This window comes from Advenella incenata (assembly GCF_004217095.1).
GTDB classification, from domain to species: Bacteria; Pseudomonadota; Gammaproteobacteria; order Burkholderiales; family Burkholderiaceae_B; genus Advenella; species Advenella incenata.
The window spans coordinates 237,545-255,981 of the sequence record NZ_SHKO01000004.1 but is presented as its reverse complement, the minus strand read 5'-3'; the positions used below and the strand labels follow the sequence as shown (position 1 = coordinate 255,981).

Below are 18,437 nucleotides of genomic sequence, written 5' to 3'. Positions count from 1 at the left end.
TGATATTAAAGTGATTGAAAGTGCGGCTACTTCAGACGCATTGACTGCCGACTTTCTGACCTCAACGCAGGTTCAAAGTCTCCACCCTTGACTCGCCGCCCATGCCGTGATCGACTGCTCTGTATCGCGACCTTCTTGCTGCAGCCATTCGCAAAAATCAACATTCAGCGTCTGTGCCTTGGATATCGCAACGCTGTTGACGTAGTATGTACGCCTCTTGGCACCAAGAGGGCCGAACGGCACACACAGACGGCCTGCAATTATATCGTCTATCGCCAGAAATAGCGGGACCATTGCCAACCCCAGTCCCTCAGACGCCGCCTGCAAGGCAAAGTACATCTGCTCGAAGCGCAGTATATTGGCGGGCTTCAGATCGGAGACACCAGCGGCCGCCAACCATTCGCTCCAGGCATATGGTTCAGTGGCATAGCTGATAAGCGTATGCGCTGCCAAATCACGCGGGTGCGCAAGCCTCAGCGTCTCTTGCAAGTCAACGTGACAGATGGGAATGATGATCTCGGTCATGAAGGGAATCGACCTGCAGTTATTCAGGGGCCCTTGTTGCCCGCGCAGGGCAATGTCGTAGGTATTCTCCTGAAAATGCGGTGGAGCCACTGAAGTAGTCAGACGGATTTCGACGTCAGGCCGTTTGCGTTGAAACACCGACATGCGTGCGATCAGCCAGCGCATGGTGAACGTAGGCGGCGCATTGACACGCAACACAACAGGCGCCGCCCGCTGCATAACATGCATAGACGCGGTCACCAAGCGATCAAGTGCAGTCGAGACCTCGTTGAGATATTCCCGGCCTTCTTCGGTGAGTGATAACTGCGACGGTGTCCTGTGAAACAGCGCGACGCCCAGCCAGTCTTCAAGCAACGCAACCTGGCGGCTCACCGCTCCATGGGTGACGTTCAGTTCCGCTGCGGCCTTTGTAAAACTAACGTGACGCGCCGCCACTTCGAACGCCCGCACGGCATTGAGCGGGGGCATTTTTCGGATGAGATCTCTCCTATTTGTGGTTTGCTTGGCGTGACTGAAACGCACGCTCAATGGATAGTATTACTTTGTCGTGAAAGCTTCAACTGATTCGTCGCAATATATTCGCAGGAATCCCTGGCTAGTCGCTATGGGTACTGCAGCCAGTCTGCTTGTCTCATAGTCGTATAAAGTAGCAGCCCCAAACCCATGTCAGAATTTAATCACGACTGAATTTTCGCCATAAATACGCACTGTTATCGGATATGGCAACTGTGGAGCGTGAGAATAACTCACGCTCTAAGAACTTAAGTCGTTTGCCCCGTTAGTCGGTACCACAGATAATTTGGAGATCGAAACCACTTTGCGCTTACACGCGCTGACCATCAGGATGCTAACTATCAACCAGGCTTGTACAAAGATACCGCAAGTTGTACACCACAAAGCGATACCGCATAGGCCATTCAATCGATGAAAGCCGCTCCTTTTGAATACGTCCTCGCTGAATCTCTCGATCATGCGCTGGAATGCCTGGATCAGTACGGAGTGGACGCCAGAACCTTGGCCGGTGGTCAAAGCCTTGTGCCTATGATGGCCATGCGGCTCGCCCGCCCCTCTATGCTACTGGACATCAACCGGTTGGCTGAACTCAAACAGGTTGACATACGCGAGGGCGTAGTGTCCATGGGTGCCACAACTGGACAGCGCGCCATTGAGAATAACATTGAAGTACATGGGGCAATACCACTAGTGCGCGATGCCCTGCGTTGGGTAGGGCACATCCAGACGCGCAACCGCGGCACAATCGGTGGCAGCCTGGTTCATGCCGATCCTTCGGCAGAATTACCGTTAGCCGCCGTCGTTCTGGACGCCACCCTGCGCCTATGCAGCAAGGCCGATGGTGAACGAGAGATCGCAGCTCAGGAGTTTTTTCTGGGCCCCATGTTCACCGCTACAGCCGAAACAGAATGTCTGACCAGTATTGAATGGCCCATTTGGGAAGGTAGTGGCGTCAGAACTGCTTTCGACGAAACCGCCATGCGACACGGCGATTTCGCCATGGCATCTGCCGCTTGTCAATTACAGATCGATGAGAATGGCGTCTGCCAGCGGGCAGCTATAGGTATAGGCGGCCTGGACGGTGTGCCGCGATCTTTTCCGGAACTTGCTCAACAACTCGTCGGTCAGCGCATTGATGCACGAATTGCTCGAGAGCTGGCCCATTGCGCAGTGCAGCAGACCGAGCCAGGATCTGATTTGCACGCAGATGCAGAATTCCGCCGACAACTAGCTGTTGTAATGCTGTCCCGGGTACTTCAAGCAGCGTCGGCCCCAAGTCCGAATGGCACAACCAATTCTGTCGTTCAAGCTTAATCCAAGGAGTTTCTAATGCCCTCACCGCCTGTGACGATTGAAATAAAAGTCAATGGCCTGCTTCGAGCACAAACGGTCGAGCCGCGTACCACGCTGGTCGATTTTCTGCGTGATCACCTGGGACTGACCGGGACGCACGTTGGTTGCGAGCACGGTGTCTGCGGAGCCTGTTCAATCTTGCTCAACGGCGAACCCGTCAGATCTTGCTGCATGTTTGCAGTTCAAGCCAACGGGATGTCGGTCACTACCGTCGAGGGGTTGGCACCGCAACGAGGATGCCTATCCAAAATCCAGGATGCTTTTTGTGAAACGCACGCCCTTCAGTGCGGTTATTGCACACCAGGCATGCTCATCGCCTGCCACGCGCTTGTCCAGAACACGCCACAACCTGATGAGGCTCAGATTCGCGAGGCGATCGGCGGTAATCTGTGCAGGTGCACGGGCTATCAGCAGATCGTCGACGCAGTGAAACTAGCCACCACGCCAGGTTACCAAGTCAAGGAAAAATCGGAGCCGATCGCTAGACAGCCTGGCCAAGTGGCTATCAAGGAAGCATCGAATGACTGATCCGAAACATCCCGCCTACAACGCATTCAAGTATATTGGCCGTCATCGGCGCGCGGTGGAGCATCGACGCTTTGTCACTGGCCAGGGACACTATGCAGCCGATGTAGCTCTGCCCGGGCTTTTGCATGTAGCCATCGTCGCCAGTCCTTACGCCAGCGCCCGCATTGTTTCCATCGACACTTCGACGGCCCTGAGTATGCCCGGTGTGCACGACGTGCTCACTGGCGAAGAGCTCACTGCCCAGATAGAGCCCATGCTGCCCGGTGTCGATGCGCCGAAAGTCGCGCGTTATCCATTGGCAAGGGGCGTGGTTCGCTATGCCGGCGAGTGGGTTGTGGCTGTTGCGGCAGATACCCGCGCATTGGCCGAAGATGCTGCAGAAATGGTCATGATCGAATACGAACAGACTCCTCATGTGATTGACACAGAAGGCGCCATGGCCGAGAATGCGCCGCAGGTGCATCCCGATCATGGCCCGAATGTCATCTGGCACCGCAAGTTCACCTGGGGCCCGGTGGGCAAGCACTTTGCCGATGCTGACCATCAACTCAACTACCGCGCCCGCTGGGCTCGCAGCTCAACGGTGCCTATTGAAACGTTTGTCGCAACCTGTTTATGGAGTGATGCGACACAGATCTTGGACGTCTGGGCATCGATCCAGATGCCAAAGTACCCCGATTTGCTCGCCAAATGCCTACGCATACCAGGAAACAGCGTGCGTGTGCATTTTGACGTGGACGTTGGGGGCAGCTATGGCGTTAAGCGCGGATTAAAGCATTCCATTCTGGTAGGCTATCTGGCAAAAAAACTGGGCCGGCCAGTCCGTTTTCTCGAAGATCGATTGGAGAACATGCGCGGTGGCGACATGCAGGGTCCTGATCGTATCTTCGATGTGAGTTTGGCCTTCGACGGCGATGGCACTATCCGTTCCATGCGCATGCGTGCAGTAGATGACATCGGTGCCTACTCGGGGCGTTCTCCACTGCAGCTTGGTAAGCCAGTAGGGGCTATTGTGGGGCCCTATCGTATTGCCAGTGTTGAATATGATGCCTATTCAGTGATGACAAACAAAACGCCACAAGAAGCTGTGCGCGGCTTCGGCCAAGCGCCTACCAACTATGCCATTGAGACCGGTATAGACAAGGTGGCACGATTCCTGGGTATGGATCGGATCGCGTTAAGGCGTAAAAATCTGATTGGAAAGGATGAATTTCCCTATCTGATTCCCAGTGGCACTCACTACGATTCCGGCGATTACGAAACGGTGCTGGATAAGTCCCTGTCTGCGGCTCCTTTCGAGGCCATTGAACAGCAGCGCGATGCGCTGCGTGCACAAGGCATGCTCGCCGGCATCGGCATCTCCACTTGCCTGGAGCCGTCGGGCGGTAATTCAGCATTCGAGCCGCTCTTTAACGCCAAAAACGAAACCACCACTTGGATGGATTCATGTCTGATCCGCATTGACTTGAACGGCGCTGTAACCGCACTAATGGGTACCTCGACCTCCGGCCAGGCACATGAGACGCTTGTTTCCACCGTCATCGGCGAAATACTGCAAAAAGAGCCCGATACCGTGCGGGTGCTGCACGCCGACTCGCTCAATGCCCTACCCTCAAATAGCCCGGTAGGCAGTCGCATGGCGATCATGCTGGGCGGTGCTGCAGCTGGCGCTGCAAAAATTCTTAAATCCAAATTGCTGGCCATCGCCGCCCATAATCTAGGCGTCAATGAGGACGCGCTTATTTACGAGGACGGCAATATCTTCATCCGGGACGAACAGGCGCGTCGCCTTGACTGGGATGCACTTGTCGAAATTGCACATCGCAAATATCACCGAATGCCCACTGGGATGGAACCGGGCCTGCAAGAGAAATTTTGCTGGGAGGTGCCGACCGGAGGCCAATTGCCAACCGAGGATGGACGCGTGCAAATGTACCCGTGCCACTCTTTTGAATGTCATGTCGTCCTGGCCAGCATCGATCCGGATACCGGCAAGACCACACTACATCGATACGTTGTTGGCCACGATTGCGGCGTCATGATTAGTCCTGATGTTGTGCATGGCATGACTTACGGAGGCGTGGCGCATGGCCTGGGTGCGGCACTCCTGGAGAAATTCGCTTACTCCGACGAAGGCCAGTTGCTCTCGGGTACCTTCATGGATTATCTACTTCCTAGCTCTGAAGAAGTTCCATCAATAACGATAGTAGACCATTGCACGCCCTCGCCCCTGACCGTTTTCGGTCAAAAGGGCTCCGGCGAAGCGGGCTATCTGGGTAGTCCAGCGGCCATTGCCAGCGCACTGAATGATGCGCTCTCAACAATAGATGCATCCATCGACGAACTTCCCATGACCCCCCAAGCGATTTGGCGTGTATTGCGCAAAGCCTCTTTTTCGACCAAGGAAACAACATGATCGACAATATCGAACACCGGACCATACGCGGAGTCACTTGCGACCTGGCAGTCTATATGCAAGGCCCGCCGGACGGCTTACCGGTAGTGATGACCCACTCCATCCTTTCTTCCAGCTTAATGTGGGACAAGCAGGCTACCCTCCTCGCAAATAAGGGCTTTCGCGTGATACGTATCGACACAGCCGGCCACGGCAATTCGTCGGTGCCCGCAGAAGTTTTCACAATGGACGAACTCGCAGCTGACACGGTTGCAGTGCTCGAGGCATTGAATATTCCGCGAGCGCATTACGTCGGACTATCGTTGGGCGGTATGAGCGGATTTGGCTTGGGTGTGATGCAAGCCGATCGCTTGCTCAGCCTTTTTCTTTGTGATGCACGCGCTGATGCACCGCCTGCGGTGGCTACCCCCTGGGATGACCGCATTGCATCGGCAGAGCTGCACGGCAGTTGTGCTCCTCTGGTCGAGCCCACGCTGGAACGCTGGTTCGGCAAACCATTTCTGCAGAGTCATCCCGAAGTTAACGAACGATTCCGATCTATCGCAAACGGTACCTCGGTACCTGGGTTTGTCGGCAGCGCGCGTGCCATTCAATCTCTAAATTATCTTAATCTTGTAGGCGCTATTGAGGTACCTACCACACTTGTTGTCGGGGCCAATGATGGCGTGCTTCCTGAAACCATGCGTGATCTTCAGACGCGAATTTCCGACTCAACACTTGAAGTTATTCCGGACGCGGGCCACCTTCCCAATGTTGATCAACCTGTAGCCTTCAACGCAGCACTCATGCACCACTTCGTACGCTACGCACTATGACACTTTTTCTGAATAGATGGAGATATCCTACATGCATCAACACCTGAAGTTTGAACAAAAAGGCCGCTTACTCCACATCACCCTGAATCGTACCGAGGACAACGGCGTATCTGACAGCATGGCGGCGGCACTTTCCGACGTCCTGCTCAAGGCGCACGAGACGTCTGATGCAGTACTACTGACGAGCGCCGGCCCTGACTTTTGCACAGGGCGCATCAGGGACGCTGGCCCGACCCCCGCAGCCTCGGAGGCTTACACGCGCCGGGATGAATACGACGGCATCTTCGGCAGCTATCAAGCCATGCGAGGTGCCAAGGTACCGATCATTGGTGTGATTAAAGGCAGATGCATGGGATTTGGCACCGCCATTGCGTCATTATGCGATGTCAGCTTCGCCAGCGATGCCGCGACCTTCAATATCCCCGAGATCAGTCACAATGTCATGCCCACCATGGTTATGTCAGCGGTCTATGACCGGTTAAACCGCAACGCGATACTGTGGATGGCTTACTCCGCCGACTTCATTGATGCACAGCGGGCGCTTGCCTATGGTCTGATAAGTCAGGTTGTTTCAGACAATCGGCTCGACAGCGAAGTGCAACGCTTCATTGACCTGCTGCTGGCACGGCCACGGCCCGCCATTCTTGGGCTAAAGGAATACCTACGCGTGGCGCCTCGTATGGATGAACAGGCCGCCATTGATTACGCAAGAACGCTACATTCCATGGTAAACACGGCCGCTTCGATGAAAAAGGGGCATTGACTCCCATGGAAATCACCGGAAGCCAGGCGCTCGCCGCGTCCCGCCAAACAGTGTGGGATGCGCTCAACAATCCCGATGTTCTCAAACGATGCCTGCCGGGATGCGAATCCGTCGAAAAAATAAATGCCGAGCAATACACGGTCATCATGGCCGCCGCCATCGGTCCTTTGCGTGCTCGCTTCAATGGCACGCTGCGAATGACCGATGCCACGCCTCCCTCGAGTTGCACAATGGTCTTCGAAGGCCAAGGGGGTCCCGTTGGATTTGGCAAGGGTTCTTCGTCGGTCGAATTGACCGAAACATCAGATGGAACTCAACTGAGCTACATGGCAAGCGCGCAGGTGGGTGGCAAACTCGCCCAAGTTGGATCACGGCTTATTGACAGCGTGGCCCGCAAGATGGCTGACGACTTTTTCAAGGCCTTCAAAAAGCAACTTACGACACCAACTGACAGTCAAGAGGCAGAGGCATCGCTGGTTGTACCCACCACATCACCCGCCAAATCCAAAACGCGTGTTCAAAGCACGGTTACCAGCAGCCATGGTTCATCTGCCTCGACTCATGAAGAGCGTCCCAGAGTAATGGTACCTGGCTGGTGGCTGCTGGTGGCCACTGCCTTAGGATCCGCCCTGACTGTGGTCGGAACGCTGCTGATGCGCTAAGGAGCGTTTACCTGGCTATGGCCATCGGACCTTTGCCAGTATAAATATTCAAAACAATAGGAGACAACAAAATGACACAACTCACGCATTCACGGCGAAAAATGCTTATCGCCTCAGTTAGTGCCGGACTTTGCGCTTTGGTCCACGCGGAATCCTCAAAGGCTGCGGAAGTAGTACGGATCATCGTTGGCTTTCCCCCTGGGCAGGCAACGGACATCGTGGCCAGGTTGCTTGCCGAAAAATTGCAAACCATCACGGGCGACAACTACATTGTTGACAACAGACCGGGACAAGGGGGCAGTATTGCAATGGGACTGACTGCAAAGTCCCCTGGCGACGGCACAATCATGATGCTTACTCACATGTCTGCGGTTGCCACTAACCCGCATTTGTATAAATCCGTCCGCTACGACTCGATTAACGACTTTGAAGCTGTTGGACTGGTCTGCGATCTTCCTTTCGTACTGGTTTGCCACCCATCTCAGCCGTTTACTAACATACAGGAGCTGATCAGTTTCGCGAAAAACCATCCAGGCAAACTTACGCATGCGTCCTCCGGTAACGGAACCGTTTCTCACCTGGCAATGGAGGAGTTCAAGCGACAAGTAGGCATAGACCTATTGCATGTCCCCTATAAGGGAAGCGCGCCAGGCTTAACCGATGTTGTCGCCGGCCAAGTCTCTCTTGCACTGGAAACCGCTGCCGGCGTGCAACCCTTCGTCAAAAGCGGTCAGTTGCGCGCACTGGCGACAGCCACGCCCAAGCGCCTGAGCGGCATGCCAGATGTCCCGACTACTGCAGAACAAGGGTTTGCAGATTTCCTCGCCGCAACCTGGCTAATGCTCATTTATCCGCACGGAACGCCCGGCCCACGAATCACAGCGACATTTGATGCATTGTCGACGGCAATGCGCACACCGGACGTAAGTGCCAAGCTTTCGCAGATCGGCGCTATCGTGCGCACCAGCAGTAGCCCGCAAGAGGCGGCAGCCTACATCCGCTCGGAATATGATAACTGGGGAGAGGTGGTCAAACGTAGCGGCGTATCGTTGGAATGAAATCGCGTCCTCGATTGAGCCAGCCCTTAGGTTAAGTGTGCATAGCCTTCATTTCAAATGTGTAAGTCAGATTTTTTGTAAACATCTTGACACTGGCATGGTTTAAATATAAATTTCAAATAATTATTTGAAATTTATATTTAAACTGAGATGCATGTCGACTAAAGAAAAAATCACCGCCAGCGCCCTCACTCTTTTCGCGACCCGGGGTTTTGACGCAATTTCATTAAAAGATATTACGACGCTCGCAGACGTCAATGTCGCAGCAATCCATTACCATTTCGGCAATAAAGATGACCTGATACGCGCCGTACTTGAATCGGTCGCCCAGCCGATCAACGCCTTGCGTATGCAGGCCCTTGAAAAACTGTCAGGAGACGGGATGCTGACGCTGGAACGAATTGTGGATGCGCTGGTCGCTCCGCCCATCATGCATAGCCTGCAGACCACTGGCGATAGCCGGCTTCTGGTCAGGCTGCTGATGCAAGCCAGGGCCCTGCCGCAGGCAACAACCAACGTCGCGATCTTTGAACAATACGACGCCATGGCCCTGCTGTTCGTCGAGTCTTTTATGAAAGTCACGCCTGGGTTGAACCGTGAAGAAGCATTCTGGCGCTATTCCTTCACCATTGGCGCAATGATGTACATCATCAGCGATGGTGATAAAAACTATCATCGCCTTAACAGACTATCGGCCGGGCTTTGCGACACGGACGATCCTACAGTAATCATCAAACAGCTGGTTGCATTCGTGGTCGCCGGATTTTCGGCGCCCAACGTCTCCAAGACTGTTCGCAAATAAAAAGGACACGCATGACCCGAAAAATTATCGACCTATCAGTCACTCTTGAAGACAAGCCCACCTCTCCTGCCCACCACCAACCAAAAATTGACTATGTCAATCACGACGATTCGTGGGAATTGTTCAGCAAACTTCTGCCAGGGGTGACTCCCGCTGACATGCCCGACCGGAAAGCCTGGGCCGTGGAAAAAATTTCATTATCAACCCACGCCGGCACCCATATGGATGCTCCCTGGCACTACCACCCTACCACCAATCACGCATTAACCGAGGGCGGCGAGCCCGCACCCGGCATCGATCAGGTGCCTCTCGACTGGTGCCTGAGGCCTGGCGTCAAGCTGGATTTTCGTCACTTTGAAGCTGGCTACGTGGTCACGCCACAAGACATACAAGAGGAGCTTGAGCGCATCGGGTACGAACTCAAACCCCTGGATATCGTGGTCGCCAACACGCGTGCTGGAGCCAGACAAGGGCAAGCGGATTATTGGGAAAGTGCCTGTGGTTTCGGACGCGACGCCACACTATGGATGCTGGAGCAAGGCGTGCGGATTGTCGGTACCGACTCGTACAGCTGGGATCCCGCATTCAAGTATGTCATTGAGCGATTTAACAAAAGCAAAGATCCAGCCATCCTCTGGGAAGGCCACAAAGCAGGTCGTGAAATCGGCTATTTCCAGATGGAAAAGCTCACAAACCTGGATCAGTTGCCGTCCCATGGATTTACGATCAGTTGTTTTCCCATAAAGATCAAAGATGCCTCAGCGGGCTGGTGTCGGACAGTGGCGATCCTGGATTAGCAACGCCTTACCCATCCCTTCACAACCACCGAGACAATGGTTTACATTATGCCTTTCTATAAATACAAGCAAATCGCAAAAGAAAAGATTGGTCGTGCCCCGGCACGCATTTTCGGAAATGCACTAGCCTTCGTCATGCTGGCCTGTATTGCCACCCCAGCATCTGCAGCTTACCCACAAAAGCCGATAGAGCTTGTCGTACCGTTTCCCCCGGGCGGCATTGTCGACGTCGTCACCAGAAGCATGGCTCGCCAGTTAAGTGGCGCATTAAAGCAACCGTTAGTGGTCGTCAACAAAGCGGGTGCCGGTGGTTCGATTGGTGCCGCGCAGGTTGCCCGTTCAGCACCGGACGGATACACATTGCTGATGGCTTTCGACACACACGCCATCAACCCGCTTCTGTACAAGTTGCCATTCGACTCCGACAAGGACCTGACGCCGATATCGTTGCTCGGCACCTCGGCCTTGGTTCTTGCCGTACCGGCTTCCGTACCAGCCAATAACGTTCCGGAGCTCGTTGCAATGGCAAAACGCGATCCCACCGCCCTGAACTATGCATCAACGGGCGCAGGCAGTTCAAACCAGCTTGCGGCTGAATTATTCAAGTCGACTACTGGCATCAATCTTACGCATATTCCGTACAAAGGTGGCGCGCCCGCCATTGCCGATTTACTGGCGGCGCGCGTTCAGGTCATGTTTGTCAGTACAAGCTCTGTCCTTTCACATATCCGCGCAGGCAAGCTCAAAGCGCTTGCGGTCACAACCAAACAGCCGATACCTCAATTGCCGGACGTGCCGTCCATCACTCAGTATTATCCGTCTTTCGAAGCCAAGTCCTGGATCGGCATGCTGGCGCCGGCCGGCACACCCGAAGACATCATTTCGCGTCTGAACACAGAAATCAAAACCGTTCTGAATACACCCGAAATGGCTGCATTTTTTGACAAACAGGCTATCCAGACTACGCCCTCTTCACCGGCAGAATTTGGCAAGTTTATGCAGGATCAAACACAAAAATGGTCGAGTGTGATCAGCGAATCAAACATCAAGGTGGAGTAGCGCTAAGCACGTTGTCAGGCTCTGATGAGTCGCACTGGAGGCGACGCCAGGTTTGAGGCGTCATCTCATTGCGTCAGAGGCGTCGTGGCATAGATCGTTCGTCTGCACAAGGGGCACCTGCTTTTGCAAAGCTAGCTTGGTTGGCCTACGCCGCGATCTCCGTCGGGGCCATCTTCCGCGAATGCTCCAACAGCATGGAACGCTTTGCCCAATTCGTGTTTCGACTGATCCCATCCTGACGCTGGGACAAACTGCTCGGTCTGATCCAAAATTCGGTCCAGTTGCTCACACACTTGCTTTGCCGGGTCGTTTTTCCAACTGACATGCACTCCCCTGGTCATGGTTATATGGGCCGATTCAAAGCTGCCTCCGCCTGCCAACATAATCATTCGCGTCGGTGCTTGCTCTCCTAGCAAGGCGATCAGGCCCGGGCTGACTCGCTCCGCCGTCAACACCTTGACAGCCTCATCAGGCAGCAAGCCTGCTGTCATGGCCGTTATTGCTGCAGGCGCCAGGCAATTGACTCGGATGTTATGCTTCGCACCTTCCAGAGACAATGTTTGCATCAGGCCAACCAGTGCCATCTTGGCAGCGCCATAGTTTGACTGGCCAAAATTACCGTACAGCCCGGAAGAGGAAGTCGTCAGTATGATCCGACCATATTGCTGCAATTGCATTTGCGTCCAGACGGCTTTGATGGCATTTACTGCACCCATTACATGCACTTCCATCACCAGACGAAAATCGTCCAAAGTCATTTTGGCAAACGTTCGGTCGCGTAAAATGCCTGCATTATTCACCAGTATATCCACTCGCCCAAAGTGGTCGCGTGTCTGTTCAGCCATCGCCTGCATATCCTGGTAGGAAGTCACATCACCGCAGTTGGCAATACCCTTGCCCCCTGCTTCGCATATGTCATCTACTACGGCCTGAGCCAGACCGCTGATGTCATTGACCACCACCAGCGCACCATGGCGCGCCAATTCCAGTGCGTGCGCACGTCCCAGACCGGTACCGGCGCCCGTCACAATTGCAACGCGATCCTTCAATTTCTTAGCGTCCATTATCTATTTCTCCTCCGCATGGTTTCGCCATGCGAATAGTAATAATTTTCTTACCTGATTTTTAACAATATTTCTTTTGTCATAGACTTATTTGTATTCAATCTACTCGCTCAATTGCCGGATAAGAAAACGTACCTTCAAGATGTGGTCGTTGCGGCTGATATAGCCGCAAGGTCAGGTAGAAATTTTCTCCAGACGGAGCCGGCAACCAGTTTTTTCCTAACCCAGGGTTATCTGCCTGAATAGCGATGCTCAAGCCGCCGTCTGCATCACGGCGCAAACCTTGAGTCCGATCACCTATGGAATATCGATTAATCGGATTGGCAACAAGCAGGCAGTCGCTGCGTCGATATAACGTAATTGACCAGAATGCATCGACCTTCGGACCTTCGCCAGGTGCAAAGCGCAAGACATAGCGTCGTTGTCCTGTCAGCGCCTCATCTCTTGCATCGACTTCAGCCATGATATACATCGCCTCGTCGATTCCAAGCGTGCCGATCCAATTGCGTGCTACTCTTGCGCGCGTCACAATGTCGTCGTCGAACCCGGTACGTATACTGATAGCAGTCGTCCATCCTCCACCCAGCGCTGATGAATTGGCCACTTCGCGCAGATTGGTGTAAACCTCGTCCAGTGCTGTATGAATGTCGCATGTGGCCGGCGGCCATCCCGGCACCGGCGCCGCAGGAGGATTACGGCGGAGCATCATATCCAGCACGCGCAAGTATTCGCTCGCGTCCGGTGTGCCCGTATCCCGATTATGGATAAGGCAATCAACGGTGGACAGCGCCGGCGCGCCGTCAGGCCTGCAGATAGCAAAGCGATCTTGCAGAGCATGCACCTTCGCAAGATCTGTAGAATCTGCATCCACCAGGATACGTCCAATGATCCATACATCTTCACTGGGCGCACTAATGACATGCATCCCCGCAGGGATTTCCCCGTCCCACCCAGGTCCGTGGACAAAGAGCCGTTGCGCCTTTCCTCCAGTCGTTCGCCGCCCCGCATAGGCCCACGGATTGGTCCAGGCATCAAGGAACCCCAACACCCAATAACGAGATCCGAATGCCGGCACGTCGATTATCAATGGACCTGCGGACAAATCAAGCCAGGCATTCGAAAACAATGTGTCGTTATTGGGTGTGACAACTTCCTTATCGTCAGGGCTTCGCAAGCGACGTGTATGCGTAAATTGATTCACCCAGCGCATGCTCGAGTCCGGCGCATCCCCAGCAAAACCCTGCACGGAATGACGCCGCGGGGTTGTTGCAGCCCGCATACGTGCCATCTCAAACAGCGGCAACGTGGTCATGACGGCAGAACAAGCGTCTGGTGATGTCGCGGACATTGGCGAGCGGGTCAATAAAACGGCATCCAGTGCGATTGCACCCTGGCCTTCAGGCATCACCATAATTGGATTTATTTCCAATGAAACGAGGCTGTTGCCAGCCGCGAGTGCGAATTGCGAGATACGCACGATGGCATCAGTAAGGGCGTTGACATCCGCGCTTGATAAACCTCGTGCACCGGCTAACAGAGGAGCTATTTTCAATTCGCTGATCATCTCCTGAGCCTGCTCACGATTGACAGGCGCAAGCCGGAGTGCAATATCGCCCATCAGTTCAACATTGATGCCACCCGAACCCAACATGACAACGGCCCCCAGCGAGGGGTCTTGACGCACGCCGAGAATACATTCGATGCCCCCGCGGACCATCGGTGCAATAAGCACGCCGTCTAACTGAGCAGTTGGTTCTGCACAGCCCACTGCTGCCACGATACTGTCATAAGCGGCACCAGCTTCGTCTCCATCCCGTATATTCAAGACAACGCCGCCTGCATCGCTCTTGTGAATAATGTCGGAGGACAATACCTTCATGACCACGGGAAAACCCAAATGACGAGCGCAGACAGTTGCATCATCGCGAGATCGGGCTTGACGCAACGGGACGGTAGAAAAACCAAAACCGGCCAATAAATCCATCGCTTCGGCTTCATTGTAGACTTCGCGATGCAGGCGAACGGTCTCACCCTTCGGTTGGTCCGGTGTTAAAGGCCGTTCATGATGGGCTGCAAAAAAGTTCATGGCTGCCAGAACGCGAATGGCTCTTGCCGGATCCGAGAAACACAGACAACCTAGCGCTTCGAGCATCTGCAGTTGCTCAGCACCAATGAGCGCACTGAAGATAATGACTCGGTCTGGGAAATCACGTCGCAAATCCTGGGCCAGCTTGCGCTGAAGTTGCTGCATGATCGGGGTGCTACCATAGGCGGCAAGGAATATAAGAAGGCTGCCATAATCTGCTTCTCCCAACATGGCTCGGGCAGCCAGCTCGATCACTTCCGGTTCAGTGGTTACCTGACCTGTCAGATCAACAGGATTGTCGGTAACAGCCAGAGGTACCTTATTGCGGATCAACGCTTGCACAGCAGGTGGTAACGGCGCTACATCAATTGAAGCATCAGCAGCGTCATCTGCCATCAACGCGCCCACGCCGCCAGATACCGTAAGCAAACCCAGGCGCCCGTTGACTGGGGTTCCAGCCACGGCGAGGCCTTGGCCAATATCAAAAAATTCCTCGATCGAGCGAGCTCGCCAGACGCCACATTGACGGAACATGGCGTCATAGACAGCATCGTCGCCTGCCAAGGCTGCAGTGTGCGATGCTGCTGCCTGTGCTCCCAGTCTGGTACGTCCCACCTTAACAAGTACCACCGGCTTTCCTGCAGCGCGTGCCAGCTCCAGTGCCTGTCGTAACTTGACTCCATTGCGGCAACCTTCAAGATAGGCCATGATGATTTTAGTATCCGGATCACGCGCCATCCAGGCTATGCAATCCGCAATATCAATATCCGACTCATTTCCCGTCGTTATCCACTTCGACAGGCCAACACCACGCCGCTGTGCCATGGCATATGCATAGGCACCGAAGGCCCCGCTCTGGCTGACGATTCCAATGGGCCCTGGTTTGGCCAACCCGACACTCAATACAGGGGAGAAAGTGGCATACACAGACCGGGCAATATTGATGAACCCCAGACAATTTGGACCAAGTAGCCGAATGCCGGCCGCCCGGGCTCTGCTCGAAAAGCGGTCCTGCGCCAGACTTCCTGATTGTCCCGTTTCTGCGAACCCCGCTGAAAACATGACAATATTTTTAACACCGCTGGCAATTGCGTCGTCCAGCGCCGCCTCGGCGCTACTTGCCGGAATGGCAAAAATGGCCAGATCTATTGGCTGTTTAACCGCAAGCAGCGAAACAAAGGCAGGACGTCCGTAAATCTGTCCCCCGTTGGGATTGATGGCGTATAGCGCACCGTCGTAACCGTGTTCGACAAGATAGCGTACCGGCACCGCACCGATCTTGTCCGGGTTGGAGGATGCACCAACGACGGCAATGGACGCTGGCGATAAGAAAGAGTCGAGATTGGCTTGGATCATAGTTTGTCTGCGAATTCGCGTGGTATGTCTCTGCAGAATGCAAGGCAGGTTCAGTTTCTTGAACCCATAGAGACGACAGAGCCATGATAGCGATCCGTTTTTTATAAGACAAACTGTAATTTATGATAGTTTAATAACAATGGATTATTAATTGATATACAGTTTTTGATCTGCAAAACTGGCTAGAGCCAGACATTGTGTGTTCATCTTGCCCAAGAGGTAATATCAATCACGCCAATGGCGAATTCAAGGTGAAATCAAGAAAGCTCTCCACCGCCGGAGACAATGATGACCGGTGCCTGGCGAAGACTGCGATATGCCACGTGACAGTAGGCTGCGATAGCGGACGAATCGTCAACCCAAATCCCTCTGCCAGATCTCGGGCCATCGATGGACAGATCACGTAACCATGGCGGACCCGCAGCATGGAAAGCGCAGTATTGACGCGATGCACGGAAATAATTCTGGGAGGATGGTATCGCTGTGGTACGTTGCTCAATACGTTGACTGTGAGGTTAGGCATATAGTTGATGAGTGGCCTGTTGCTCAGTTCCTTCCAGCATACTGATTTGTTTGCCGCTAGCGGATCATCCCGCCGTAAGGCTACCCATAGCGGATCGGCCCTGATCATATGGGCTTGTATGGCCTCGTCAACAGGCACGCCTTCCGGCCCAAATCCGATGTCAGCGCTGCCGCTATGCAAACGAGACAAAACCTGTTCGATGGGCACATCTTCAAATCGAACGTCAATACCAGGATTGTGCTTTTCATAGCGAGCGATGAGCTCAGGAAGCAACGTACAGGATAAGGGTTCGGGCGCTGCAACGCGCACCACTCCCCTGCGCAACTCCTTGAGGTTAGTAACACTCTCCAGCGCCTCTTCCAAATTACCAAGCAATCGACGCACCAGGGGTTCAAATGCGACGCCTACGGGCGATGCGCTGACATTGCGCGTATCGCGATCCAACAGACGTACACCCAATCTGCTTTCCAGCTCCTTGACCAGGCCGCTGAGTGCCGCCTGCGACAAATGCATTGTACTGGCGGCTTCGGAGAAACTGCCGGATTCAAGAACCGCAAGGAACGCACGCAACTGACGGAGCGTGATTTCCGGCGTAGAGGCGCGTCGCTTCGGTTCGGAATCATACATGGATTTATAACCCTGGCCTTTAAATTGAAAAGAAAATCAAGCTTGTCCGTATAGAGCGGGCGACCTATTATATCAGCAGGTCTGCGCCTTCCCTGCTTGCCAGGCCGCCCGCCAGCGGTACAACGATTCAAATATCCAGGAGACAATGATGGGAATAAATCGACGCATGTTGTTGGGAACGGCAGTTGCGGGCATATGCAGCGGCCTCGCTCCACGGGCATTTTCCCGGGAAGACTGGCCGTCACGTCCGGTTAAAATTGTCTCACCCTATGGCGTGGGTGGCCCCAATGATCTGTCCGCACGAATGATTGGCGATTATCTTGCCCGGCATCTGGGACAGGCTTTTATTGTCGAAAACAAAACCGGAGCAGGTACGCGGGTTGGCAATAGCTTCGTCGCACATGCACCAAATGATGGATACACCATTTTGTATGCTGCGGCGCCTTACGCAACGCTGGAAGCACTGTACGGCCCGCTGCAATATGATCCGCGCAAAGATCTGCAACCTATCGCCATGACCGCAGTGGCACCACTTTTCCTGGTGGTTAATGCAAAAACATCGATAGGCTCTGTCAAGGATCTGATCAGCTACGGAAAAGCACAATCCAAGGGCCTGACTTTTGGTTCCCCAGGTTATGGCTCATTACCTCACCTTGCCAGCGAACTACTCTTTCGCAATGCAAAAGTGAAGGGACTGACCGTTCAATATCGCGGCGATGTTGCTGCCTATACCGATTTACTAGCCGGGGGACGAATTGACGCGACGCTGACTGCAATCACGGCCGCACTGCCACACATTCGTCGCGGCAGTTTGCGTGTGCTAGGCGTTGCCTCTACTACGCCCAGTGCAATTTATCCCGCAGCGACCCCGCTAAGTGAGCAGGGGTTATCGGATGTCGTTGCATCCGGCTGGTATGGATTCATGGCCCCAACTGCCGTGCCCGCGGATATTGTGAAAAGACTGGATGACCAGATCAATCGGGCGCTGTCTGATCCGGACATACAACAGAAACTGTCAACACTGGGACTGGAATCCAGTCAAAGTAACGCTGCCCAGTTTGGTGAATTTATTGATGCCGAAACGCGAAAATGGAGCCAGGTAATTAAAGCAGCCGGAATAAAGGGAACCTGAGTTTTTTCAGGCAACGCAAGGGTTCACGCTATGGATTAGACGAATACCTGGAGCTCAAGTATCTCTGTATTGCGGGATTGGACTGAAATTGGCGTGACAACGCGCCAATTGCGAACGACATTTAACCCCGCTGTCACGTGGGGTTAAATGTTTTTTTGGGTCTCCCGCCGCATTTCCGATTTTTTTAGTTTACGGGATGTGGGCACAAAAACAGTAGCAATATGAAAGCCATACACAGTATGATCACTGCCCTATTTTCAAGCCCCTTTGCTTGACAAGATTTGCCCATTTATCGCCATCGGCCTGTACGAACTTGAGCAAACCTTCCGGCGATCCCGGCGCAATTTTCATTCCGGAG

15 protein-coding genes are annotated in these 18,437 nt (G+C 53.9%); 11 read left to right on the top strand and 4 right to left on the bottom strand.

The window, feature by feature from the left end; genetic code table 11:
- Positions 1-72: 72 nt before the first annotated feature.
- Positions 73-1,047, bottom strand: a complete 975-nt coding sequence (locus EV681_RS20135; RefSeq protein ID WP_242612337.1) for a LysR substrate-binding domain-containing protein — start codon at positions 1,045-1,047, stop codon at positions 73-75.
- Between the two features lie 402 nt (positions 1,048-1,449).
- On the opposite strand from EV681_RS20135, the gene EV681_RS20130 reads away from it, so the two are divergent.
- The 10 genes from EV681_RS20130 (at position 1,450) to EV681_RS20085 (ending at position 11,291) form a co-directional block, all read left to right on the top strand.
- The gene (locus EV681_RS20130; RefSeq protein ID WP_128396289.1) at positions 1,450-2,352 is read left to right on the top strand and encodes an FAD binding domain-containing protein; all 903 of its coding nucleotides are present in this window, start codon (positions 1,450-1,452) and stop codon (positions 2,350-2,352) included.
- Between the two features lie 15 nt (positions 2,353-2,367).
- Complete coding sequence (locus EV681_RS20125; protein ID WP_128396288.1) at positions 2,368-2,919, top strand: (2Fe-2S)-binding protein; 552 nt, start codon at positions 2,368-2,370, stop codon at positions 2,917-2,919.
- The gene (locus EV681_RS20120) at positions 2,912-5,335 is read left to right on the top strand and encodes a xanthine dehydrogenase family protein molybdopterin-binding subunit (protein ID WP_128396287.1); all 2,424 of its coding nucleotides are present in this window, start codon (positions 2,912-2,914) and stop codon (positions 5,333-5,335) included. Before EV681_RS20125 ends, EV681_RS20120 begins: the two co-directional genes overlap by 8 nt.
- Positions 5,332-6,150 (top strand): alpha/beta fold hydrolase, encoded by an 819-nt coding sequence (locus EV681_RS20115; RefSeq protein WP_128396286.1) that lies wholly within the window; start codon positions 5,332-5,334, stop codon positions 6,148-6,150. The genes EV681_RS20120 and EV681_RS20115 overlap by 4 nt, the downstream gene beginning before the upstream one ends.
- Before the next feature lie 31 nt (positions 6,151-6,181).
- The gene (locus tag EV681_RS20110; RefSeq protein WP_165393155.1) at positions 6,182-6,913 is read left to right on the top strand and encodes an enoyl-CoA hydratase/isomerase family protein; all 732 of its coding nucleotides are present in this window, start codon (positions 6,182-6,184) and stop codon (positions 6,911-6,913) included.
- 5 nt (positions 6,914-6,918) lie between these two features.
- Positions 6,919-7,575, top strand: coding sequence for an SRPBCC family protein (locus EV681_RS20105; protein WP_130304977.1), 657 nt, complete (start codon positions 6,919-6,921; stop codon positions 7,573-7,575).
- Positions 7,576-7,646: 71 nt separating this feature from the next.
- Positions 7,647-8,633, top strand: a complete 987-nt coding sequence (locus EV681_RS20100; RefSeq protein WP_130304975.1) for a Bug family tripartite tricarboxylate transporter substrate binding protein — start codon at positions 7,647-7,649, stop codon at positions 8,631-8,633.
- A gap of 154 nt (positions 8,634-8,787) precedes the next feature.
- A complete protein-coding gene (locus EV681_RS20095) occupies positions 8,788-9,435 on the top strand; it encodes a TetR/AcrR family transcriptional regulator (RefSeq protein ID WP_130304973.1) in 648 nt (215 codons plus the stop codon).
- Between the two features lie 11 nt (positions 9,436-9,446).
- The gene (locus EV681_RS20090) at positions 9,447-10,232 is read left to right on the top strand and encodes a cyclase family protein (RefSeq protein WP_130304971.1); all 786 of its coding nucleotides are present in this window, start codon (positions 9,447-9,449) and stop codon (positions 10,230-10,232) included.
- Positions 10,233-10,280: 48 nt separating this feature from the next.
- Entirely contained in the window at positions 10,281-11,291 is a 1,011-nt protein-coding gene (locus EV681_RS20085; RefSeq protein ID WP_165393154.1) for a Bug family tripartite tricarboxylate transporter substrate binding protein, read from the top strand.
- A 131-nt stretch (positions 11,292-11,422) separates the two neighbouring features.
- On the opposite strand, the gene EV681_RS20080 is transcribed toward EV681_RS20085, so the two are convergent.
- From EV681_RS20080 to EV681_RS20070, 3 genes are all read right to left on the bottom strand, one after another.
- Complete coding sequence (locus tag EV681_RS20080; RefSeq protein ID WP_130304967.1) at positions 11,423-12,355, bottom strand: SDR family NAD(P)-dependent oxidoreductase; 933 nt, start codon at positions 12,353-12,355, stop codon at positions 11,423-11,425.
- Positions 12,356-12,452: 97 nt separating this feature from the next.
- Positions 12,453-15,797, bottom strand: coding sequence for an acetate--CoA ligase family protein (locus EV681_RS20075; RefSeq protein ID WP_130304965.1), 3,345 nt, complete (start codon positions 15,795-15,797; stop codon positions 12,453-12,455).
- A gap of 229 nt (positions 15,798-16,026) precedes the next feature.
- Complete coding sequence (locus EV681_RS20070; RefSeq protein ID WP_128396275.1) at positions 16,027-16,947, bottom strand: LysR family transcriptional regulator; 921 nt, start codon at positions 16,945-16,947, stop codon at positions 16,027-16,029.
- Positions 16,948-17,095: 148 nt separating this feature from the next.
- Between EV681_RS20070 and EV681_RS20065 the strand changes: the two genes are divergently transcribed.
- Positions 17,096-18,079 carry a Bug family tripartite tricarboxylate transporter substrate binding protein gene (locus EV681_RS20065; RefSeq protein ID WP_128396360.1) on the top strand — a complete coding sequence of 328 codons (984 nt, stop codon included), beginning with the start codon at positions 17,096-17,098 and terminating at the stop codon, positions 18,077-18,079.
- Positions 18,080-18,437: the final 358 nt, after the last annotated feature.